Below are 19020 nucleotides of genomic sequence, written 5' to 3'. Positions count from 1 at the left end.
GACGGGATACACATCCACTATTGTTAGGAGCGCATTCATGGCTGTTGGTCTTGGTCCTTTGCCCACGTTGCACCCGGTTGCCGGTTTTGAACTTGGTATCGCTTCGGCCGGCATCAAGCGCCCGGGGCGCAAGGATGTGGTAGTGATGCGCTGTGCCGAAGGCTCGACCGTCGCGGGTGTGTTCACCCTGAACGCGTTTTGCGCGGCTCCGGTGATTTTGGCCAAGCAACGGGTTGAAGGCCCGGTGCGTTACCTGCTGACCAACACCGGCAATGCCAACGCCGGCACCGGCGAGCCAGGCCTGGCCGCCGCTGCCCGTACCTGCGCCAAGCTGGCGGAACTGACCGGCGTTGATGCCAGCCAGGTGCTGCCGTACTCCACCGGCGTGATCGGTGAGCCGTTGCCGGTCGAGAAAATCGAAGGCGCGCTGCAAGCCGCACTGGATGACTTGTCGGCGGATAACTGGGCGGCTGCGGCCACCGGCATCATGACTACCGACACCCTGCCCAAAGGCGCAAGCCGCCAGTTTGTGCATGAAGGCGTCACCGTCACTGTTACCGGCATCAGCAAAGGCGCCGGCATGATCCGCCCGAACATGGCGACCATGCTTGGCTACATCGCCACCGACGCCAAAGTCTCCCGTGATGTACTGCAGAACCTGATGCTCGACGGCGCGAACAAGTCGTTCAACCGCATCACTATCGACGGCGATACCTCGACCAACGACTGCTGCATGTTGATCGCCACCGGCCAAGCCGACCTGCCGGAAATCACCTCGTCCAACGGCGCGTATTTCGCAGCGTTGAAGCAGGCCGTGTTCGAAGTGTGCATGGACGTGGCCCAGGCCATCGTGCGTGACGGCGAAGGCGCCACCAAGTTTGTGACGGTTGAAGTCAACGGCGGCGGCAACCACCAGGAATGCCTGGATGTTGGCTACACCGTGGCCCACTCGCCGCTGATCAAGACTGCACTGTTTGCTTCCGACCCGAACTGGGGCCGTATCCTGGCCGCTGTGGGCCGTGCCGGTGTGCCGAACCTCGACGTGAGCAAGATCGACGTATTCCTTGGCGACGTGTGCATCGCCAGCCGTGGCGCTCGGGCCGAGACATACACCGAAGCCCAAGGCTCTGCGGTGATGCAGCAGGAAGAAATCACCATCCGTATCGAATTGGGTCGTGGTGAGTGCAGCGAAACCATCTGGACCACCGACCTGTCCCACGAGTACGTGAAGATCAATGCGGAATACCGCACCTGATACGCAGGTATGGCAGGTGTCACTGTAGGAGCGAGCTTGCTCGCGAAAAACCTGAGGGCGCCCCGCTGAGTCAGGAAGCCCGCGTTATCGTTAACGAACTTCGCGAGCCAGCTCGCTCCTACAGGTGGATTTACGTTTAGAGGAACAATGCGGTGAAACGAGTTCATGTAGCAGCAGCGGTCATCCGGGGTGTCGACGGCAGGATTCTGCTGGCGCGCCGCGCCGATACCCAGCATCAGGGCGGCCTCTGGGAGTTTCCCGGTGGCAAGGTGGAGGCCGATGAGTCGGTCGCTACCGCGCTGTCCCGTGAATTGCAGGAAGAGTTGGGCATCCAGGTTACGGCAGCTCGTCCGTTGATCAAGGTGCAGCATGATTACCCGGACAAGCAGGTGTTGCTGGATGTCTGGGAAGTCTCGGCTTTTACCGGTGAACCTCACGGTGCCGAAGGGCAACCCCTTGAGTGGGTAGCCCAGCGGGACTTGCCTGACTATGAGTTTCCGGCGGCCAACGCACCGATCGTAGCGGCAGCGCGTTTGCCGGCTGAATACCTGATCACTCCGGGTGAGCTGGAAACGCCGACGCTGTTACGCGGCATTCAAAAAGCTATCGCGGGCGGCATCAAGCTGGTTCAGTTGCGTGCTCCCAACGGCTACGACCCCAAATACCGCGACCTGGCGGTGGACGCCGTGGGGCTGTGTGCGGGCAAGGCTCAGCTTATGCTCAAGGGGCCGTTTGAATGGCTGGGGGATTTTCCCGCAGCCGGCTGGCACATGACCTCGGCGCAACTGCGCAAATACGCGAGCAAGGGGCGACCCTTGCCGAAGGATCGCTGGTTGGCGGCGTCTTGCCACAATGCTGAAGAACTGGCGTTGGCGGAGTTGATGGACGTGGATTTCGTCACGCTGTCACCGGTGCAGCCGACCCAGACTCACCCTGATGCCCAGCCATTGGGTTGGGAGCAGGCGCAGCAGTTGATCAGTGGTTTCAGCAAACCGGTGTTCTTGCTGGGTGGGGTTGGCCCTGCTGAGCGGGAAAAGGCCTGGGAGGCCGGGGCTCAAGGTGTGGCGGGGATTCGGGCGTTCTGGCCTGAGGTGTAAGGACCAGGCCGGTGAGTTTGTTGTGGCGAGGGAGCTTGCTCCCGCTGGAGTGCGCAGCGCTCCCAATATTTTGGGTCTGCTGCGCAGCCCAGCGGGAGCAAGCTCCCTCGCCACAAATCTCAATCAGTCAGTAAGCATCAGTGCGGCTTCGCCGCCGCCTGCCACAAAATCTCCGCAACGCCCTGGCGCTTGGCAATCACCCTGGCGGCCACAAACAGCAAGTCCGACAGCCGGTTGATATACGCCAACCCCACGCCTTCCAGCGGTTCCACTGCATTCAGGTGCTGACACCGACGCTCCGCACTGCGGGCCAGGCTGCGGCACACATGAGCCTGGGCAATCAACGCCGACCCCCCCGGCAGAATGAAGTTCTCCAGCGGCCCGACCTCTTCATTCCAGCGATCGATCGCCGCCTCAAGCCGGTCGACTTCCGCCGCATTCAGCGCCTTGTACACCGGCATCGCCAACTCGCCGCCCAGATCAAACAGCCGATGCTGGCAAGGCGTCAGCACCTCGATCACATCCTTCAATGCCGGATGCTGCCCGCTCTGTTCCTCAAGCCCCGCCAACAACAAACCCAGCTGGCTGTTCAACGCATCGACTTCGCCAATGGCCTCTACCCGTGGGTGGTCCTTGGGTACGCGGCGGCCATCGCCCAGGCCGGTTTCGCCCTTGTCGCCGGTACGGGTGTAAATTTTCGACAGGCGAAAGCCCATGGTTAGCGCTCCAGTTGAGTCAGTTCGTTGGGGGGCAGTTGGCTGCCGGCCAAGGGCAGGCGCAAGGTGAAGCAGGTGCCCTGGCCGAGGGTGGAATGCACTTCCATCTGCCCCTTGTGATTGTTGGTGATGATGAAATACGAAACCGACAATCCAAGGCCGGTGCCCTGGCCGATTTCCTTGGTGGTGAAGAACGGTTCAAAGGTGCGTTTGCGCACGTTCTCACTCATGCCAATGCCGTTGTCTTCCACCTGGATCTCCGCCCATGGCGGGTTGAGCCGGGTGCGCAGGATGATACGCCCTGGTTCGCTGTCATCTTCACGCTGGTGAATTGCCTGTGCGGCGTTTTTCAGCAGGTTGAGCAGCACTTGTTCGAGTTCGTTGGCGGTGCCGGGGACCGGGCCCAACTGCGGGTCGAACTGGCGGATGATCGCCTGGCCCTTGAAGTCGAAGCCGACGATGAGGTCGAAATCGTTGCCGGCAATCTCCACGGCCTGGTCGATCAAGGCCGGCAAGTCGCAGGGCGCCATCTGGCGGTTGCTGCGACGGCTGAAGCTGAGCATGTGGGTGACGATTTTCGCTGCCCGGGCACCGGCCTGCTGGATACCGTCGAGCAATTGCGGCACTTCGCGGCTTTGCAGGTAGCGGTTGACCGTGTCGAGGTCGATGCCCACTTGTTCGGCGTGCTCGAGGTTTTTCGGCAGTTCGTTGGACAGCCGGCGGCGGATGTTCTGCACGTTATGCAGGATCGCCCCCAACGGGTTATTGATTTCGTGGGCCATGCCGGCGGCGAGGCCACCCACCGAGAGCATCTTCTCTGACTGCACCATCATTTCTTCCAGGGACAGGCGCTGGGTGATGTCGTCGATCCGGATCACCACGCCGCGCCCGGCGCCGCCCATCAGCGGGTAGAAGGTCAGTGCGTAATGCTTGGGTTCGTCATCCTTGATCCAGGTGACCCGCTCGATCCGCTCCACGGTGTGTTGCTCTACCGTGGCCTTGATCTGCGGCAGGAACGGCTTGAGCGGCTGGAAGGCAAGGAAGATCGGCTGGTTCAACGCCTCGTCCAGACGGGTGCCGGAAAGCGCACTGGCTTCCTGGTTCCATTGGGTGACGTAGAGCTGCTCGTCGAGGGCGATCAGCGCCGAGGGCATCGAGTCGATGATGCTGTTGAGGTAATTCTGGAAACCGGTGAGCTTTTTCTCGATCTTGCTGCGCACCTGGACTTCCAGCTCCAGCTTGCGGTTGGTGTGGCGGGTTTCTTCCGCCAGGCCTTGGGCTTGATCGTAGGCGGCCTGGGAATCGTCCCGGGCGCGCTTGAGCTGCTGCTCGCGGGCTTCGATGCGCGAAAGCATGGTGTTGAAGGCTTCGGCGAGGCTGCCGATTTCATCGTGGTTGCCACGACCGGCGCGCAGGGCGTAGTTCTCTTCCCGGGTTACCTGGCGCGACAACTCTTCCAGTTCATGGATTGGCCGGGTAATCAGGCGCTTGATCTGTCGGGCAATCAGCAGCCATAGCAGCACGCTGAAAATCAGGATGCCCAGGCTGGCGGTGAAGGTCCCGGTGTAAAAGGCCACGGGCAGTTCGCTGCTGGCCACCAGCAACAAATGCCCGGACGGTTGGCCGGCGCGGGGAAGGGTGATCACCTGGTTGCTGCGAAACTCGGTGGCGCGCCAGGTTTCAATATCCCGGTAATTGTCTGGCAGGTGCAGGCGATTGGCATGTTGCAGCTGGGCCAGGCGCGTGCCTTCGCCGTCATATAAGGCTGCGGCCCGCAAGGGTGAGTAGCTGGTCAGTTCATCCAGCAGGGTTTGCGCCTTGAGCGGTGAGTCCAGGGACTCGGCGGCGAGCGAGGGGTTGGACACCAGCCGACCGATGGCCTGCAAGGCCTGAGGTGCCATGCTTTCCTGGGAGATCCAGTAGGCGGCGCTGATAAAGGTCAGGTTGGCCACCAGCAAGACGGTGGTCAACAAAACCAGCAGAGCCGCCAGCAGTTTTTGCCCAACCGGTAGATTTTCGAGACGCTGGCGCAGTGGCATCAAGGTTTTCGCTGCAAAGGAACAGGCAGGCAGGGTAGCGCGTGCTTCAGTCGCTGGGCAATCCGCGTGCAGACAGTCGCTGTACCAGGCGCGCCTGGAGTTGTTGCAGGTGCGGCAAGGTCAGTTGATGGCGTGCGGCCGCCTGGCAGGCGTAGCCCAGCAAATAGCTGATTTCGGTGCGTCGGGCACTGGCCACGTCCTGGTACATCGACGAGTAATTGGCTGCCGTGGCCTGGATCACCCGTTCCACTTCGCGTTGCAGGTCCTGCGCGGCAGCGGGTTGGCCGCAGCGTTCCAGCAGGTCGGCGAGTTCGGCGCACAAGGTGGCCACTTCACATTGATGGGCTTGCAGTTCGCCATTGCGGCATTCGTAGAGCACGGTCAGCGGGTTGATGGCGCAGTTCAGGGCCAGCTTGCGCCACAGGCGGGTGAGGATGTCGGTGCTCCATTCATGGGGAATGCCGGCCGCTTGCAGGTCATCCAGCCACAGCGGTGGGGTAGGGTGGCTCGCATCTCCCAGCCAGGTGTAGCCATGGCCGGCAAACACGACCCGCCAGTCGCCCTCGCGAAACGCGCCTTCGGTGCTGGAGGCGAAGATGCAGCGTGCCTGGGGCAGTTGGGCGGCGACCGCGTCCTGGCTGCCCAGTCCGTTTTGCAGCAGGATCAGTTCGGCGTCCGGTGCCAGTCGATGTTCAAGCTGTGCGACGGCCTCTTGGGCGTCGTAGGCCTTGCACGCCACCAGCAGGCGATGAATCGGTCCTGGGCTGTCGGAGGTTTCGCCGACGACCGGGTAAGTGTGGGCCACGCCATGCTCGACCAGCGTCAGGCCCTCGGCGGCCTGATAACTCGTCAGCCGCATGTGGTCCCGCAGGATCAGGCGCACGGGCAACCCGGCACGGGCCAGGCGGGCGGCCCACAATGTTCCGAGGCTGCCAGCGCCGAGGACATGCCAGGTGGTCGACATCAGTTTTTACTCCGTAAGGCTGCCCGCAGTGAACGAGGCGAAAGAACCGCTATAATGCCCGGGCATTTTAGCCTGGGCGTGCTCCATCTCTACTGAGCCGCGCCCCTTTTTATTGGAGAAATTACATGCCGTCGTTCGACGTGGTATCCGAACTGGACAAACACGAAGTCACCAACGCCGTCGAGAACGCCGTCAAGGAGCTGGATCGTCGCTATGACTTGAAGGGCAAGGGCAGCTTCGAGTTCAAGGAAAAGGACCTGACCGTCAACCTGACCGCGGAAGCCGATTTCCAGCTCGAAGCGATGATTGAGATCCTCAAGCTGTCGCTGGTCAAGCGCAAGATCGATGCGCAATGCCTTGAAATCAAGGATGCGTATGCCTCCGGCAAGCTGATGAAGCAGGAAGCCGTGCTCAAGGAAGGCATCGACAAGGAGCTGGCGAAGAAAATCGTCGCTCACGTCAAGGACGCGAAGCTCAAGGTCCAGGCCTCGATTCAAGGCGAGCAGGTGCGCATCACCGGCAAGAAGCGTGACGACTTGCAAGAGGCTATTGCTGCCTTGCGTGCCAAGACTTTCGACATGCCGCTGCAGTTCAATAACTTCCGTGACTGATAGCACTTTGGGGAACCTGTAGGCGTTTTTGACGTCCCACGCCCCAGAACCTGCGCCCACCATTGAGCCCTACGGGGCTCAATTGCATTTAGGGCCAATCAATATGCCGAGCATCCGGTAAACAGGAGAATGTAGATGGATTTGAACGCTGAAGTGGATCACCTGATCAAGACCTCTGAGTCGTGGTTACCGATGATCATGGAATACGGCAGCCGATTTTTGCTGGCCCTGGTCACCCTGGCCATCGGTTGGTGGCTGATCAACGTCTTGACCCACCGAGTCGGGCGTTTGCTGGCACTGCGTAATGCTGACCTGGCGCTGCAACACTTCATTACCAACCTTGCGAACATTGCGCTCAAAGTCATGCTGGTGGTCAACGTGGCCTCGATGATCGGCGTGGCAACCACTTCGTTCGTTGCCGCGATCGGTGCCGCCACCCTGGCCATCGGCCTGGCCTTGCAAGGCAGCCTGGCGAACTTCGCCGGCGGCGTGCTGATTCTGTTGTTCCGCCCGTTCCGCATTGGTGACTGGATCGAAGCCCAGGGCACTTCCGGTACCGTCGACAGCATCCAGATCTTTCACACCGTGTTGCGCACCGGCGACAACAAGACGGTGATCATCCCAAACGGCAGCCTGTCCAACGGCCTGATTACCAACACCAACCGTCAGCCGACCCGCAAGGTGGTGTTTGATGTGGGTGTCGACTATGAAGCCGACCTGCAGAAGGCCCGCGAAGTGTTGCTGGAACTGGCCAAGGATCCACGTGTACTGGCTGATCCTGCGCCGGCAGCCGTGATTTCTACCTTGGGCGACAGTTCGATCACTGTATCCCTGCGGGTCTGGACCAAGACTGCGGATTATTGGGATGTGATGTTTATGTTCAATGAACTGGCACGTGACCGTTTGAAAGCCGCGGGGATTGATATTCCATTTCCGCAGCGGGTTATTCGCGTGATGCAGGAAAGTGCAGTGAAGTAAACGTGCGACGTGCGGATTAAACTTGTCTGGTGTGTCAGGTTTATTCGCGGGATTGAACTAGATAGCTAGCTTGCTAGTTATCCGGTTGTTGAGATTAAGTTGCAATAAAAAAGCCGCTCACTTGCGAACAAGTGAGCGGCTTTTTAGTTAGAGCCGAGGCCCTAAGTCATCGTTGTAATCAAACTGCCAATTACAAGATGTTCAGCGGGTATTGCGCGATCAGACGCAGTTCGTCGATAGACGCCGAACCGTAGTACACACCATCGCTGGAGCGATAAGTGGCTTGACGTACACGCAGGCTCAGGTCTTTAGCCGGGCCGCTCTGGATCACGTACTTGGCTTCGATGTCACGTTCCCACTCTTTGCCGTTCGAGGTGTCGGCGGTGTTGGCGCCGGTACCTTTAACGTAGCGAGTCATGAAGCTCAGGCCTGGCACGCCAAACGTGGCCATGTTCAGGTCGTAGCGAGCCTGGAAGGACTTCTCGTCTTCAGCGTTGAAGTCGGAACGAGCGATGGAGTTGGCAAGGAAGATCGTGCCGCCGCCGTCTACGCCGTAACCGTAGTCACCGTCACCGCTAACCTTCTGGTAGGCCAGGGTAAAGGTGTGAGCCTGGATGGTGTACGCGCCTTGCAAGCTGTAGGCACGGTTATCCAGTTTGGTGGTGCCGTCCTTTTCAGCCCGTTGCAGGCCAGCGCCATCACTTTTGGTGCTGTAGATGTTGAAGTCGACTGCCAGGGACTGTTCATTGCTAAGCGCATGGGTCCAGTTCAGGTTGGCGTAGGTTTTCTTCCAGTAGTCTTCGGTCTTCGCGTAGTAGAGGCTGGCGCTGACTTCTGGAGTGAGGGCGTAGACGCCACCGATGAAGTCAGTTTTTGTCAGGCCCAGGCTGTCGCGGTAGGTCTGGGCTTGCGCCACGCTCGACGTGAAGTGACCGCCTTCGAGTTTCAGGCCCTTGATCTCGTTGCTGGTCAGCGAGATACCCTGTGGCAATTCAGGCAGCAGACGGCTGTCATCGGAAGCGAACACAGGTGCGGTGGTGTACTGGTCGCCGACTTTCAGGACCGTATCGGAGATACGGAACTTAACAGCGCCGCCGCCTTTGGAGTAATCATCCTCAGAGCGACCGTCGGAGCCCGTTGGAAACAGGCCAGTACCGGAACGACCCTTGCCGCTGTCCAGTTTGACGCCCAACAGACCGATCACGTCGACACCCACACCGATGGTGCCTTGGGTGAAGCCCGACTGGTACAGGCCATTGAAGCCCAGGCCGGTTTCGTTGACGCGGCTTTTGCCGGTGTCGTTGTTACGGAAGTCGCGGCCAAAGTTCAGGAGGCGAGTGTTGATGCTGAAAGTACTGTCTTCAACAAAGCCTTTGGAGTCGTCCTGAGAGGACGCCATTGCGAACTGCGAGGTGCCTGCTGAAACAGCCAGGGCGATCATGCTCCACTTCATCACGCGCATCGTGATTTGCTCCTTTGGTTTTAGGAAGAGTACTGCCGTCCCACCTATATTTTTGTCTGGGCGGCTCTTTCTTTTTTGTGTCGGCGCAAAGTTATATCACGCAGACATTATTGACGATACTTGCACATCTATCCTTTCAGCTTCTTTACGGGCCTGTCGTAAATTGCTAGCTCCATGTCGCAAATTCACAGTCCGTTTGGAACCGGACTGACAACTTCAATACTGTTTAAAAGCGTTGAGTCGGGTAAGGAATATCCCTTCTCAAAGTTTTAACTCTTCCTTGAAAAGCATTGAACCGCTGTTGTTTTCCGTCGCGAAACACCTGCTTCCTGCCGGTGCCGTTGTCGACGATACAACGGTGAATGCAACAAGCGTGCACAAACCGAAAACCGAATGTGATTTTTTCGTGAAAATTGTCAACGCCGTGTAAAAACCGCATAAGCACGGGCTTTTTACGCCGATTGGTTTGGCCTTGACGCGCCTGCTGTGCTCCTGTTGGGTGGTGCATAAAACCTGCACCAGAGCAAAACGTTACCGGTTCACCCCGTTCGGTGGGTAGTCGGCGGATCCCTTTGAAGCACAAATGGGTCATTTTGGTGCGATTGTTCCCGGTCTGCGTTTTTGCCTCAGGGTAGTGTTCCTATCCTGAGAGCCCTCTGGCTCAAGGTCTTTAAGCGTGTCCTACGTCCTGACTTTGACTGGGATTGGATGCATTGGTCATTTAGCGTAGCTGAAATATTGGTCTGTCTCGAAATGGTGCGCTTTTTTTCGCGGCGTCCTGTTTGGGCGCGTATCTGGCCTGATGCATTCGCCGTGAAGCGCCCGGCATTCGCAGGTATGCTGGGCGCCTGAAACCTGACCCGCCGAACGGGAGTGACTGCTGTGTTCGCCTTAGATCCACGTCTTCAACAAGACACCTTGCCCATCGGGGATTTCCCCCTGTGCCGGCTGCTGCTGTCCAATGACTCGAATTACCCTTGGTTTATCCTGGTGCCGCGCATCGACGGTATCAGCGAAGTGTTTCAACTGGATGTCGCTGACCAGCAGCGCGTGTGGCAAGAAAGCACGGCGCTGGCGCAGTTGCTTAATGAAGGGTTTGGCGCCGACAAAATGAATATCGGTGCGCTGGGTAATGTGGTCAGCCAACTGCATGTGCATGTGATCGTGCGCAAGCGCGATGACGCCGCCTGGCCGGCGCCGGTCTGGGGCAAGCATCCGGCGAAGCCTTACAGCGACGAGCAAGTGGCGGCGATTCGTGCGCGTCTGCGCGAGATCCTGCCGGCCGGCTTCGCGTTTCTGGAGGCTTGAGCCATGGACCTTCAAGACCGCGTGACCGACCTGGAAAGCCGCCTGGCCTTTCAGGACGACACTATTGAAACCCTCAATGACATCCTGGTCACCCAGCAGCGGGCGGTTGAACGCCTGCAGATGCAGATGACTGCACTGCTCAAGCGCCAGGAAGAAATGGGCGGCCAGTTCGAGTCGTCTGAGGAAGAGGCGCCGCCGCCTCACTATTAATGAGGCAGGGGTGAGAATCCCCAGGCATAAAAAAACCGCGATGCAGCCAGGCTGCATCGCGGTTTTTTGTTTCGGGGGGCTGAAATCAGCGACGCGGCAATGCCGCGATCACATCTTCGGCTTGCAGGCCCTTGTCACGATTCATCACGGAGAACTCCACGCGCTGGCCTTCCACCAGGACGCGATGGCCTTCGCCGCGAATCGCCCGGAAGTGGACGAAGATATCGTCGCCCGAATCCCGGGAAATAAAGCCGAAGCCCTTGGAGGTGTTGAACCACTTCACGGTACCGGTATCCCGGTTGGTCATGTCGTAGCTTTGCGACGCTGCGGCCGGCGAGGAACGGTAAAAACTGATGGCCAGATGAAGAACGATGGCGACCAGTGCTATTGCCAGGCTGAGCAGGACGGCCGGGTGGCCACCGACTTCAGGCATAGGCGCCAGCAGGGTGAGGGTTTGCACGACAACAGCCAGGACCAGCAGGGCGCTGACCAGGTTTTGCAGTTGATGACGCGGGCCTTTGTTCCAGTAAGGAATGACTGGAGCCAGTGTCAGGTTAAGAAGACCAAAGAAGGTCAGGTAGAGAGCGTCAGGTTGCTGCAGGTAAGGCAGGGTTTCTGAGCGCAGGCTGGGGATAAAGGACAGCAGCAAAGCTGCAGCGCCCGTTAGCAGGTGGACGATTTTCAACATTTTGATTAACTCACGTTAAGACGGATCACGAGGAAGAGCTGACTGGCACGGTTCGCTTCTGAACAATGGGAGGCGTTGGGCACGTACACGGGTATCAGCCTATGTCGCTGCCGCGAAAAATAACGACGGCGACACGCTGCCTATTTAACAGCAAAGCCTGTGCCTACTCAAATCAAGCATTTCGGGCTGTTGCAAGGCGCGGGGGCATTTGCGCGCCAAACGCTTGTCCTAGACAGGTGCGGGATTTTTCGTCGGCGGCGGGTAATTTTTCTTGCAGGGCTCAAAGCCTTGCCTGCCGTGCAGACGCGCGCTGCAAGGGGCGATTTGCCGCAGGTAGAGCGGGCCAGTCGGGCTGCACAAGGCCGGTACTCTTGCTAGAGTGGTCCTGCACCTGATCAATGAATTTTTTATCAATTGAAGGGGAAACACATGGCAATCGATATTGGTATCAGTGAAGAAGACCGTAAATCAATCGTTGACGGACTTTCGCGCCTGCTTTCCGATACCTATGTACTTTACCTGAAGACCCACAACTTCCATTGGAACGTAACGGGCCCCATGTTTCGTACGCTGCACTTGATGTTTGAAGAGCAGTACAACGAACTGGCGCTGGCGGTGGATTCAATTGCAGAGCGTATTCGCGCCCTGGGTTTTCCTGCGCCGGGTGCTTATTCGGTGTACGCGCGACTTTCTTCCATCAAGGAAGAAGAGGGTGTGCCGAGCGCTGAAGACATGATCAAGCAACTGGTCGAAGGCCAGGAAGCCGTTACCCGGACTGCCCGGGGTATCTTCCCGTTGTTGGACAAAGTCAGCGATGAACCTACTGCGGACTTGCTGACACAGCGTATGCAAGTTCATGAAAAAACCGCTTGGATGTTGCGCTCCCTGCTCGAAAACAAGTAACACCGGTGGCGGGTGGGCGTCGAGCTGACGCCCCTCGCGTGCCTGTTTTCCGGCGATGTCCCTGATTCTGCGAGCTTCCTGATACACGCGTTGGCTTGTCCTACGGTGATCAGCTCCCTGTCTTCTGGCTGCACTTGTCTTCTTGATGTTCTATAGCTCAACGGCCAACGACAACACTGATGAGTGGCCGTCAGGCAATGGAGTGTCAAGTGTATGTCACGCGGAGCAGGTAATGGAGTTATGGAAACGTGCGGGTTGCACAAGATAAAGGTAGATCCCTTTGCCAAGGGGTTCGATATGAACTTGGCGAGGCCATTGTCCCGGTCCGTTCGGCTTAATGGTTTTTCGACGTGTTTGCGACTTGAAGAGGTGTATTGGAATATCCTCACGGAGATAGCCAGGATCAATACGTGTTCGGTCAGTGCGCTGCTGTCTTACGTGGACCGTGAAGTGCACTTGCGATACGGCGGTGTAAAGAACTTCAGTGGTCTGGTCAGGGTAGTTTGTGTGGTTCATGTATTGAAAGGGCGCCTTGACGCGCCGGGTGTCCATCCGGACCTGGCATGATCCTTGTGCCGGCCGCCAGGCTCGGGATTGCCCCGGGTCGGGCGCCTGGCAGAAGCGTGCTGCCACCACCTATATAAAGAGCAGCGCGCCGCTACGGCTGCACAGCCTCGATTTACCAGATATAATCCCGGGCTTTGCTGCGCATGCCGGGACTTTCCCACGGGATAGAGTCAGGGCAGGGCGTGGCGCAGTAATGATCTGATCGCCGAGACATCTCCATGCCCATGTACGACTATCAATGCGCTTCCTGTGGTCATCAGTTGGAAGCCATTCAGAAGATCAGCGCCGCGCCGCTGGTCGATTGCCCGGCCTGCCAGGCACCGGAGCTTAAAAAGATGTTGTCCATGCCGGGCTTCCGCCTGAGTGGCAATGGCTGGTACGAGACTGATTTCAAGACCGGTACAAAAAAGAATCTGGCCGGCGGCGACAAAGCAGACTGAGTTGAACTCTACGCGCAGGCTCCTGCATTATCCGTCACCTGACTTAGCTGTACGGTGATGAGGCAGGCCTCCACTGAATTTCGAATTACGAGAAGCGAAACCACTATCATGATGCGCAGCCACTATTGCGGCCAACTGAACGAGACCCTGGAAGGTCAGGAAATCACCCTTTGCGGATGGGTTCACCGTCGCCGCGACCACGGCGGGGTGATCTTCCTCGATATCCGTGATCGTGATGGTCTGGCCCAGGTGGTGTTCGATCCGGACCGCGCCGAGAGCTTCGCCGCCGCCGACCGCGTGCGCAGCGAGTACGTCGTGAAGATCACCGGCAAGGTTCGCCTGCGTCCGGCCGGTGCCACCAACGCCAATATGGCGTCGGGCATGATCGAAGTGCTGGGTTACGAGCTGGAAGTGCTGAACGAGTCGGAAACCCCGCCGTTCCCACTCAACGAGTTCTCCGACGTTGGCGAAGAAACCCGCCTGCGTTATCGCTTCCTGGACCTGCGTCGCCCGGAAATGGCCGAGAAGCTGCGTCTGCGTTCGCGCATGACCACCAGCATCCGTCGCTTCCTGGACGAAAACGGCTTCCTCGACGTCGAGACGCCGATCCTGACCCGTGCTACCCCGGAAGGCGCTCGCGACTACCTGGTGCCGAGCCGTACCCACGCCGGTTCCTTCTTCGCGTTGCCGCAATCGCCACAGCTGTTCAAGCAGCTGCTGATGGTTGCCGGCTTCGACCGTTACTACCAGATCGCCAAATGCTTCCGTGACGAAGACCTGCGGGCCGACCGCCAGCCGGAATTCACCCAGATCGACATCGAGACCAGTTTCCTCGATGAAAAAGAGATCATGGGCATCACCGAGCAAATGATCCGCAACCTGTTCAAGGAAGTGCTGGACCTGGAGTTCGGCGAATTCCCGCACATGACCTTCGAAGAAGCCATGCGCCGTTACGGTTCCGACAAGCCTGACCTGCGTAACCCGCTGGAACTGGTTGACGTTGAAGACCAACTCAAAGACGTCGACTTCAAAGTGTTCAGCGGTCCGGCCAACGACCCGAAATGCCGTATTGCCGCGCTGCGCGTTCCTGGCGCTGCGAGCATGCCGCGCAAGCAGATCGACGACTACACCAAGTTCGTCGGCATCTACGGTGCCAAGGGCCTGGCGTACATCAAGGTCAACGAGCGCGCCAAGGGCGTTGAAGGCCTGCAGTCGCCAATCGTCAAGAACATCCCTGAAGCCAACCTCAACGTGATCCTTGATCGCGTTGGTGCGGTCGATGGCGACATCGTGTTCTTCGGCGCCGACAAGTCGAAGATCGTCAGCGAAGCACTGGGTGCACTGCGGATCAAGGTCGGTAACGACCTGAACCTGCTGACCTGCAAGTGGGCGCCGATGTGGGTTGTCGACTTCCCGATGTTCGAAGAGAACGACGACGGCAGCTTCAGTGCCCTGCACCACCCGTTCACCGCGCCGAAGTGCACGCCGCAAGAGCTCGAGGCCAACCCGGCTGGCGCTCTTTCCCGTGCCTACGACATGGTGCTGAACGGCACCGAGCTGGGTGGCGGTTCGATCCGTATCCACCGCAAGGAAATGCAGCAATCGGTCTTCCGCCTGCTGGGCATCAACGAAGATGAGCAGCAAGAGAAGTTCGGCTTCCTGCTCGACGCCCTGAAATACGGCGCACCACCCCACGGCGGCCTGGCCTTCGGCCTGGACCGTCTGGTGATGCTGATGACCGGTGCGCAGTCGATCCGTGAAGTGATTGCCTTCCCGAAAACCCAAAGTGCTGCCGACGTGATGACGCAAGCACCGGGTGTGGTGGATGCCAAGGCACTGCGCGAGCTGCATATCCGTCTGCGCGAAGCACCAAAGGCTGAGTAAGGCCGCAGCGTGAAAGCGCCATAAGGTTTTACATTGTCAGCTAAGGGCGCATCTTCGGATGCGCCTTTGCGTTAGAAGGGCTGTACGTTAAAGAGGGAAGTCCCGCCTGGGGCGGGATCGACAGGTTTCTACAGAATTTCGGAGTTGTGTTATGGCTGGTCATTCCAAGTGGGCGAACATCAAGCACCGCAAAGAGCGTCAGGATGCCAAGAAAGGCAAGATCTTCACCAAGTGGATTCGCGAGCTGACCGTCGCTGCGCGCCAAGGTGGCGGTGACCCGGGTTCCAACCCGCGTTTGCGCCTGGCCCTGGACAAGGCCCTCGGTGCCAACATGAGCCGCGACATCATCGACCGCGCCGTGGCCCGTGGTGCCGGTGCGGCCGATACCGACGACATGGTCGAGCTGAGCTACGAAGGCTACGGCCCGGGTGGCGTGGCGGTGATGGTCGAGTGCATGACCGACAACCGCAACCGTACTGCGGCCGCCGTGCGCCATGCATTCAGCAAGTGTGGCGGCAACCTGGGCACCGACGGTTCGGTGGCCTACCTGTTTGAGCGCAAGGGGCAGATTTCCTTCGCGCCGGGCGTTGACGAAGATGCACTGATCGAAGCCGCGATGGAGGCAGATGCCGACGACGTGGTGACCAACGAAGACGGTTCCATCGACGTGTTTACCTCGTTCGCGGGTTTCTACTCTGTGCGTAACGCTCTGGAAGCAGCCGGTTTCAAAGGTACCGATGCGGAAATCGTGATGCTGCCCACCACCAGCGCCGAGCTGGACCTGGATGGGGCGCAGAAGGTGCTCAAGATGCTCGACATGCTTGAAGACCTGGATGACGTGCAGAACGTCTATTCCAATGCCGATATCCCGGAATCGGTGGCCGAACAGCTAGGCTGAGGGATGATGCAGATCTAATGTGGGAGCGGGCTTGCTCGCTCCCACATTTCGACCTTCGCTATATCAAGAATTTTTTACCCAATCCGCAGGCGTTATGACTCTAATCCTAGGTATCGACCCCGGTTCGCGAATCACCGGCTTTGGCGTGGTCCAACAGACCCCGCGAGGCTGCGTGTACGTGGCGTCGGGCTGTATCCGTACCGGCGCCGGCGAGCTGGCCGAGCGCTTGCAGATCGTTTATCGCGGCGTGCGTGAAGTGATCCAGACCTACGGCCCGGTCACCATGGGCATCGAAAAAGTGTTTATGGCAAAAAACGCCGACTCGGCTTTAAAGCTCGGCCAGGCCCGCGGTGCGGCCATCGTTGCCGGTGCCGAGGAGGGCATGGAGATCGCTGAATACACCGCGACCCAGGTCAAGCAAGCCGTGGTCGGTACCGGTGCCGCGAATAAGGAGCAGGTGATGATGATGGTCATGCACATGCTCAAGCTCACCGCCAAACCGCAAATCGATGCCTCTGACGCCCTGGCCATTGCCATTTGCCACGCCCATACCCGCTCCAGCCTGATGCCCCATGGCCTGGGTACGGCACGCAGTCGTGGCGGCCGGCTGCGTCTCTGATAGCATCAGCGCAATCATTCTGCGTGGGGTGCATGAACGGCCTGTACTGTCGGCCGGCATGCCCGCGTTATTACCGGTCAGGCCTTGATCTGAGCCGATTCTTAAGGATTCGAACGTGATTGGACGCTTGCGCGGCACCCTGGCTGAGAAACAGCCGCCGCACCTGATTCTGGATGTAAACGGGCTGGGCTATGAGCTGGAAGTGCCCATGACCACCCTCTACCGCCTACCGTCGGTCGGTGAACCGCTGACCCTGCACACCCATCTGGTGGTGCGCGAAGACGCACAATTGCTCTATGGTTTCATTGGCAAGCGTGACCGGGACTTCTTCCGTGAGCTGATCCGCCTCAACGGCGTGGGCCCGAAGCTGGCGTTGGCGCTGATGTCCAGCCTCGAAGTCGATGAGCTGGTGCGCTGCGTGTCGGCCCAGGACACCTCGGCGCTGACCAAGGTGCCAGGCGTCGGCAAGAAAACCGCCGAGCGCTTGCTGGTGGAGCTCAAGGACCGCTTCAAGGCCTGGGAGGTCGTGCCGAGCATGTTCGCCCTGGTGCCTAACCAGCCGGATGCGCCGGGTGTGCCGGTGGCCAGTGCCGAAAGCGATGCAGTCAGTGCGCTGATCTCCCTGGGCTACAAGCCCCAAGAGGCGAGCAAGGCCGTGTCGGCCATCAAGGACAAGAACCTGAGCAGCGAAGACATGATCCGCCGCGCCCTGAAGGGAATGATTTAAGTGATTGAAGCTGATCGTCTGATCGCGGCCACCGGCCCCCGTGACCGTGAAGAAGTCCAGGACCGGGCGATTCGCCCCCTGAGCCTTGCCGAATACATCGGCCAGCCCACCGTGCGTGAGCAGATGGAGCTGTTCATCCAGGCCGCGCGCGGGCGTAGCGAATCCCTGGACCACACGTTGATTTTCGGTCCGCCGGGCCTGGGCAAGACCACCCTGGCCAACATCATTGCCCAGGAAATGGGCGTGTCGATCAAGTCCACCTCCGGCCCTGTGCTGGAACGCCCGGGTGACCTGGCGGCGCTGTTGACCAACCTGGAACCCCACGACGTACTGTTCATCGACGAGATCCACCGGCTTTCGCCCATCGTCGAAGAAGTGTTGTACCCGGCCATGGAAGACTTCCAGCTGGACATCATGATTGGCGAAGGCCCGGCCGCGCGCTCGATCAAGCTCGACTTGCCGCCGTTCACCCTGGTGGGGGCCACCACCCGTGCGGGCATGCTGACGAACCCGCTGCGAGACCGTTTCGGGATTGTTCAACGTCTAGAGTTCTATAGCACGGCGGATCTGGCGACTATTGTCAGCCGTTCGGCGAATATCCTCGGTCTGCCACTGGACCCGGAAGGCGCGTTTGAAATCGCCCGTCGCGCCCGTGGTACGCCGCGGATTGCCAACCGGTTGCTGCGACGGGTGCGCGACTTTGCCGAAGTACGGGCCAAGGGGCATATCACCAAGCCCGTGGCAGACCTGGCGCTGAACCTGCTGGATGTGGATGAGCACGGCTTTGATCACCAGGACCGGCGCCTGCTGCTGACCATGATCGAGAAGTTCGACGGTGGCCCGGTGGGTGTGGACAGCCTCGCGGCAGCCATCAGCGAAGAGCGGCATACGATTGAGGATGTACTGGAACCGTACCTGATCCAGCAGGGCTATATCATGCGTACGCCGAGGGGGCGTGTGGTCACCCGGCATGCCTATCTGCACTTTGGGTTAAACATTCCGTCACGATTGGGCGAGATGCCCGTAGTAGACGAATTCCTCGATGCAGTAGACGATTAAAAACGCTTGGCGATTCGATTTATTCGGCGTTTGTGCTGTCCTAGTGGCTGGCGTCGTCATTCTTTCGTTAGAAATGTGCCACAGAATGAAAAACAGTTGCCTGGCCGGATTGGCAACCTGAGGAGTAAGCACTAGAGTATGCGCGCGCAAAACGGGGATCAGTCGTTCGCACATCGCTGTCGCGTTTATTACGAGGACACCGATGCCGGCGGCATCGTTTATTACGTCAATTACCTAAAGTTCATGGAGCGGGCTCGAACCGAGCGGCTACGGGAGCTGGGCTTTGCCCAATCCCAGCTGGCAGGGGAGGACCTGTTGTTTGTCGTGCATTCCAGCGAGGCGCGTTACTACGCGCCGGCGCGACTGGACGATGAATTGCTGGTCAGCGCAGAAATAACCGAATTGAACCGTGCCAGCCTGCGCTTTAAACAGCAGGTCAGGCGGGCTACGGATGCAACGCTGCTCTGTGAGGGGCAGTTCCTGGTGGCCTGTGTTCGCACCAATAGTTTGAAACCCCGGGCCATTCCCGAAGCTCTACGCACGGCCTTTGCCGGCGTGAGCGGCGCGGGTAAACATTCAGAGCAGGAGATTTAGC

General features: G+C 59.1%; 20 protein-coding genes. 15 read left to right on the top strand and 5 right to left on the bottom strand.

Annotation, left to right across the window (positions count from 1 at the left end; translation table 11 throughout):
* Positions 1-37 precede the first annotated feature (37 nt).
* Positions 38-1255, top strand: a complete 1218-nt coding sequence (gene argJ, locus SNL23_RS10480) for a bifunctional glutamate N-acetyltransferase/amino-acid acetyltransferase ArgJ (protein WP_167664422.1) — start codon at positions 38-40, stop codon at positions 1253-1255.
* 152 nt (positions 1256-1407) lie between these two features.
* Positions 1408-2352 carry a Nudix family hydrolase gene (locus tag SNL23_RS10475; protein WP_076017436.1) on the top strand — a complete coding sequence of 315 codons (945 nt, stop codon included), beginning with the start codon at positions 1408-1410 and terminating at the stop codon, positions 2350-2352.
* 137 nt (positions 2353-2489) lie between these two features.
* Here SNL23_RS10475 and SNL23_RS10470 read toward each other — a convergent pair whose 3' ends face one another.
* From SNL23_RS10470 to SNL23_RS10460, 3 genes are read right to left on the bottom strand one after another with little or no spacing between them, the layout of a single operon-like run.
* Complete coding sequence (locus tag SNL23_RS10470) at positions 2490-3068, bottom strand: cob(I)yrinic acid a,c-diamide adenosyltransferase (protein WP_063027599.1); 579 nt, start codon at positions 3066-3068, stop codon at positions 2490-2492.
* Between the two features lie 2 nt (positions 3069-3070).
* Complete coding sequence (locus tag SNL23_RS10465) at positions 3071-5107, bottom strand: sensor histidine kinase (RefSeq protein ID WP_076017435.1); 2037 nt, start codon at positions 5105-5107, stop codon at positions 3071-3073.
* A gap of 46 nt (positions 5108-5153) precedes the next feature.
* Entirely contained in the window at positions 5154-6071 is a 918-nt protein-coding gene (locus SNL23_RS10460) for a putative 2-dehydropantoate 2-reductase (RefSeq protein WP_167664420.1), read from the bottom strand.
* A 125-nt stretch (positions 6072-6196) separates the two neighbouring features.
* On the opposite strand from SNL23_RS10460, the gene SNL23_RS10455 reads away from it, so the two are divergent.
* Both SNL23_RS10455 and SNL23_RS10450 read left to right on the top strand, forming a co-directional pair.
* The gene (locus SNL23_RS10455; RefSeq protein WP_076017433.1) at positions 6197-6682 is read left to right on the top strand and encodes a YajQ family cyclic di-GMP-binding protein; all 486 of its coding nucleotides are present in this window, start codon (positions 6197-6199) and stop codon (positions 6680-6682) included.
* A 135-nt stretch (positions 6683-6817) separates the two neighbouring features.
* Positions 6818-7660: a mechanosensitive ion channel family protein gene (locus SNL23_RS10450; RefSeq protein ID WP_167664419.1), complete on the top strand. Its 843-nt coding sequence runs from the start codon at positions 6818-6820 to the stop codon at positions 7658-7660.
* 190 nt (positions 7661-7850) lie between these two features.
* Here the strand turns inward: SNL23_RS10450 and SNL23_RS10445 are convergent, their stop codons facing one another.
* Positions 7851-9122: an OprD family porin gene (locus tag SNL23_RS10445; RefSeq protein ID WP_076017431.1), complete on the bottom strand. Its 1272-nt coding sequence runs from the start codon at positions 9120-9122 to the stop codon at positions 7851-7853.
* An 882-nt stretch (positions 9123-10004) separates the two neighbouring features.
* Here SNL23_RS10445 and SNL23_RS10440 point away from each other — a divergent pair.
* Together SNL23_RS10440 and SNL23_RS10435 are read left to right on the top strand one after the other, a co-directional pair.
* Positions 10005-10430: an HIT domain-containing protein gene (locus SNL23_RS10440; protein WP_076017430.1), complete on the top strand. Its 426-nt coding sequence runs from the start codon at positions 10005-10007 to the stop codon at positions 10428-10430.
* Between the two features lie 3 nt (positions 10431-10433).
* Positions 10434-10640 (top strand): SlyX family protein, encoded by a 207-nt coding sequence (locus tag SNL23_RS10435; protein ID WP_017475674.1) that lies wholly within the window; start codon positions 10434-10436, stop codon positions 10638-10640.
* Between the two features lie 85 nt (positions 10641-10725).
* Here the strand turns inward: SNL23_RS10435 and SNL23_RS10430 are convergent, their stop codons facing one another.
* A complete protein-coding gene (locus SNL23_RS10430) occupies positions 10726-11328 on the bottom strand; it encodes a cold-shock protein (RefSeq protein WP_003209798.1) in 603 nt (200 codons plus the stop codon).
* 429 nt (positions 11329-11757) lie between these two features.
* Here SNL23_RS10430 and SNL23_RS10425 point away from each other — a divergent pair, with 429 nt between their 5' ends.
* From SNL23_RS10425 to ybgC, 9 genes are all read left to right on the top strand, one after another.
* Positions 11758-12231 (top strand): Dps family protein, encoded by a 474-nt coding sequence (locus SNL23_RS10425; protein WP_003209800.1) that lies wholly within the window; start codon positions 11758-11760, stop codon positions 12229-12231.
* A 213-nt stretch (positions 12232-12444) separates the two neighbouring features.
* On the top strand, positions 12445-12798 hold the full coding sequence (locus tag SNL23_RS10420; protein ID WP_167664416.1) for a ribbon-helix-helix domain-containing protein: 354 nt from the start codon (positions 12445-12447) through the stop codon (positions 12796-12798).
* 218 nt (positions 12799-13016) lie between these two features.
* Positions 13017-13238, top strand: coding sequence for an FmdB family zinc ribbon protein (locus SNL23_RS10415; RefSeq protein WP_076017428.1), 222 nt, complete (start codon positions 13017-13019; stop codon positions 13236-13238).
* A 108-nt stretch (positions 13239-13346) separates the two neighbouring features.
* On the top strand, positions 13347-15122 hold the full coding sequence (gene aspS / locus SNL23_RS10410; protein WP_076017427.1) for an aspartate--tRNA ligase: 1776 nt from the start codon (positions 13347-13349) through the stop codon (positions 15120-15122).
* Positions 15123-15273: 151 nt separating this feature from the next.
* The gene (locus tag SNL23_RS10405; protein ID WP_003209810.1) at positions 15274-16020 is read left to right on the top strand and encodes a YebC/PmpR family DNA-binding transcriptional regulator; all 747 of its coding nucleotides are present in this window, start codon (positions 15274-15276) and stop codon (positions 16018-16020) included.
* Between the two features lie 94 nt (positions 16021-16114).
* On the top strand, positions 16115-16639 hold the full coding sequence (gene ruvC, locus SNL23_RS10400; RefSeq protein WP_003209812.1) for a crossover junction endodeoxyribonuclease RuvC: 525 nt from the start codon (positions 16115-16117) through the stop codon (positions 16637-16639).
* A 115-nt stretch (positions 16640-16754) separates the two neighbouring features.
* A complete protein-coding gene (ruvA, locus tag SNL23_RS10395) occupies positions 16755-17366 on the top strand; it encodes a Holliday junction branch migration protein RuvA (protein ID WP_010169952.1) in 612 nt (203 codons plus the stop codon).
* Positions 17367-18425 carry a Holliday junction branch migration DNA helicase RuvB gene (gene ruvB, locus SNL23_RS10390; RefSeq protein ID WP_071484352.1) on the top strand — a complete coding sequence of 353 codons (1059 nt, stop codon included), beginning with the start codon at positions 17367-17369 and terminating at the stop codon, positions 18423-18425.
* Between the two features lie 138 nt (positions 18426-18563).
* Complete coding sequence (gene ybgC / locus SNL23_RS10385) at positions 18564-19019, top strand: tol-pal system-associated acyl-CoA thioesterase (RefSeq protein WP_017475680.1); 456 nt, start codon at positions 18564-18566, stop codon at positions 19017-19019.
* Position 19020 lies beyond the last annotated feature (1 nt).

Origin of the sequence: Pseudomonas sp. SED1 (assembly GCF_034044025.1) — a bacterium.
Taxonomy (GTDB): domain Bacteria; phylum Pseudomonadota; class Gammaproteobacteria; order Pseudomonadales; family Pseudomonadaceae; genus Aquipseudomonas.
This window is presented reverse-complemented; position numbering and strand designations above follow the sequence as displayed.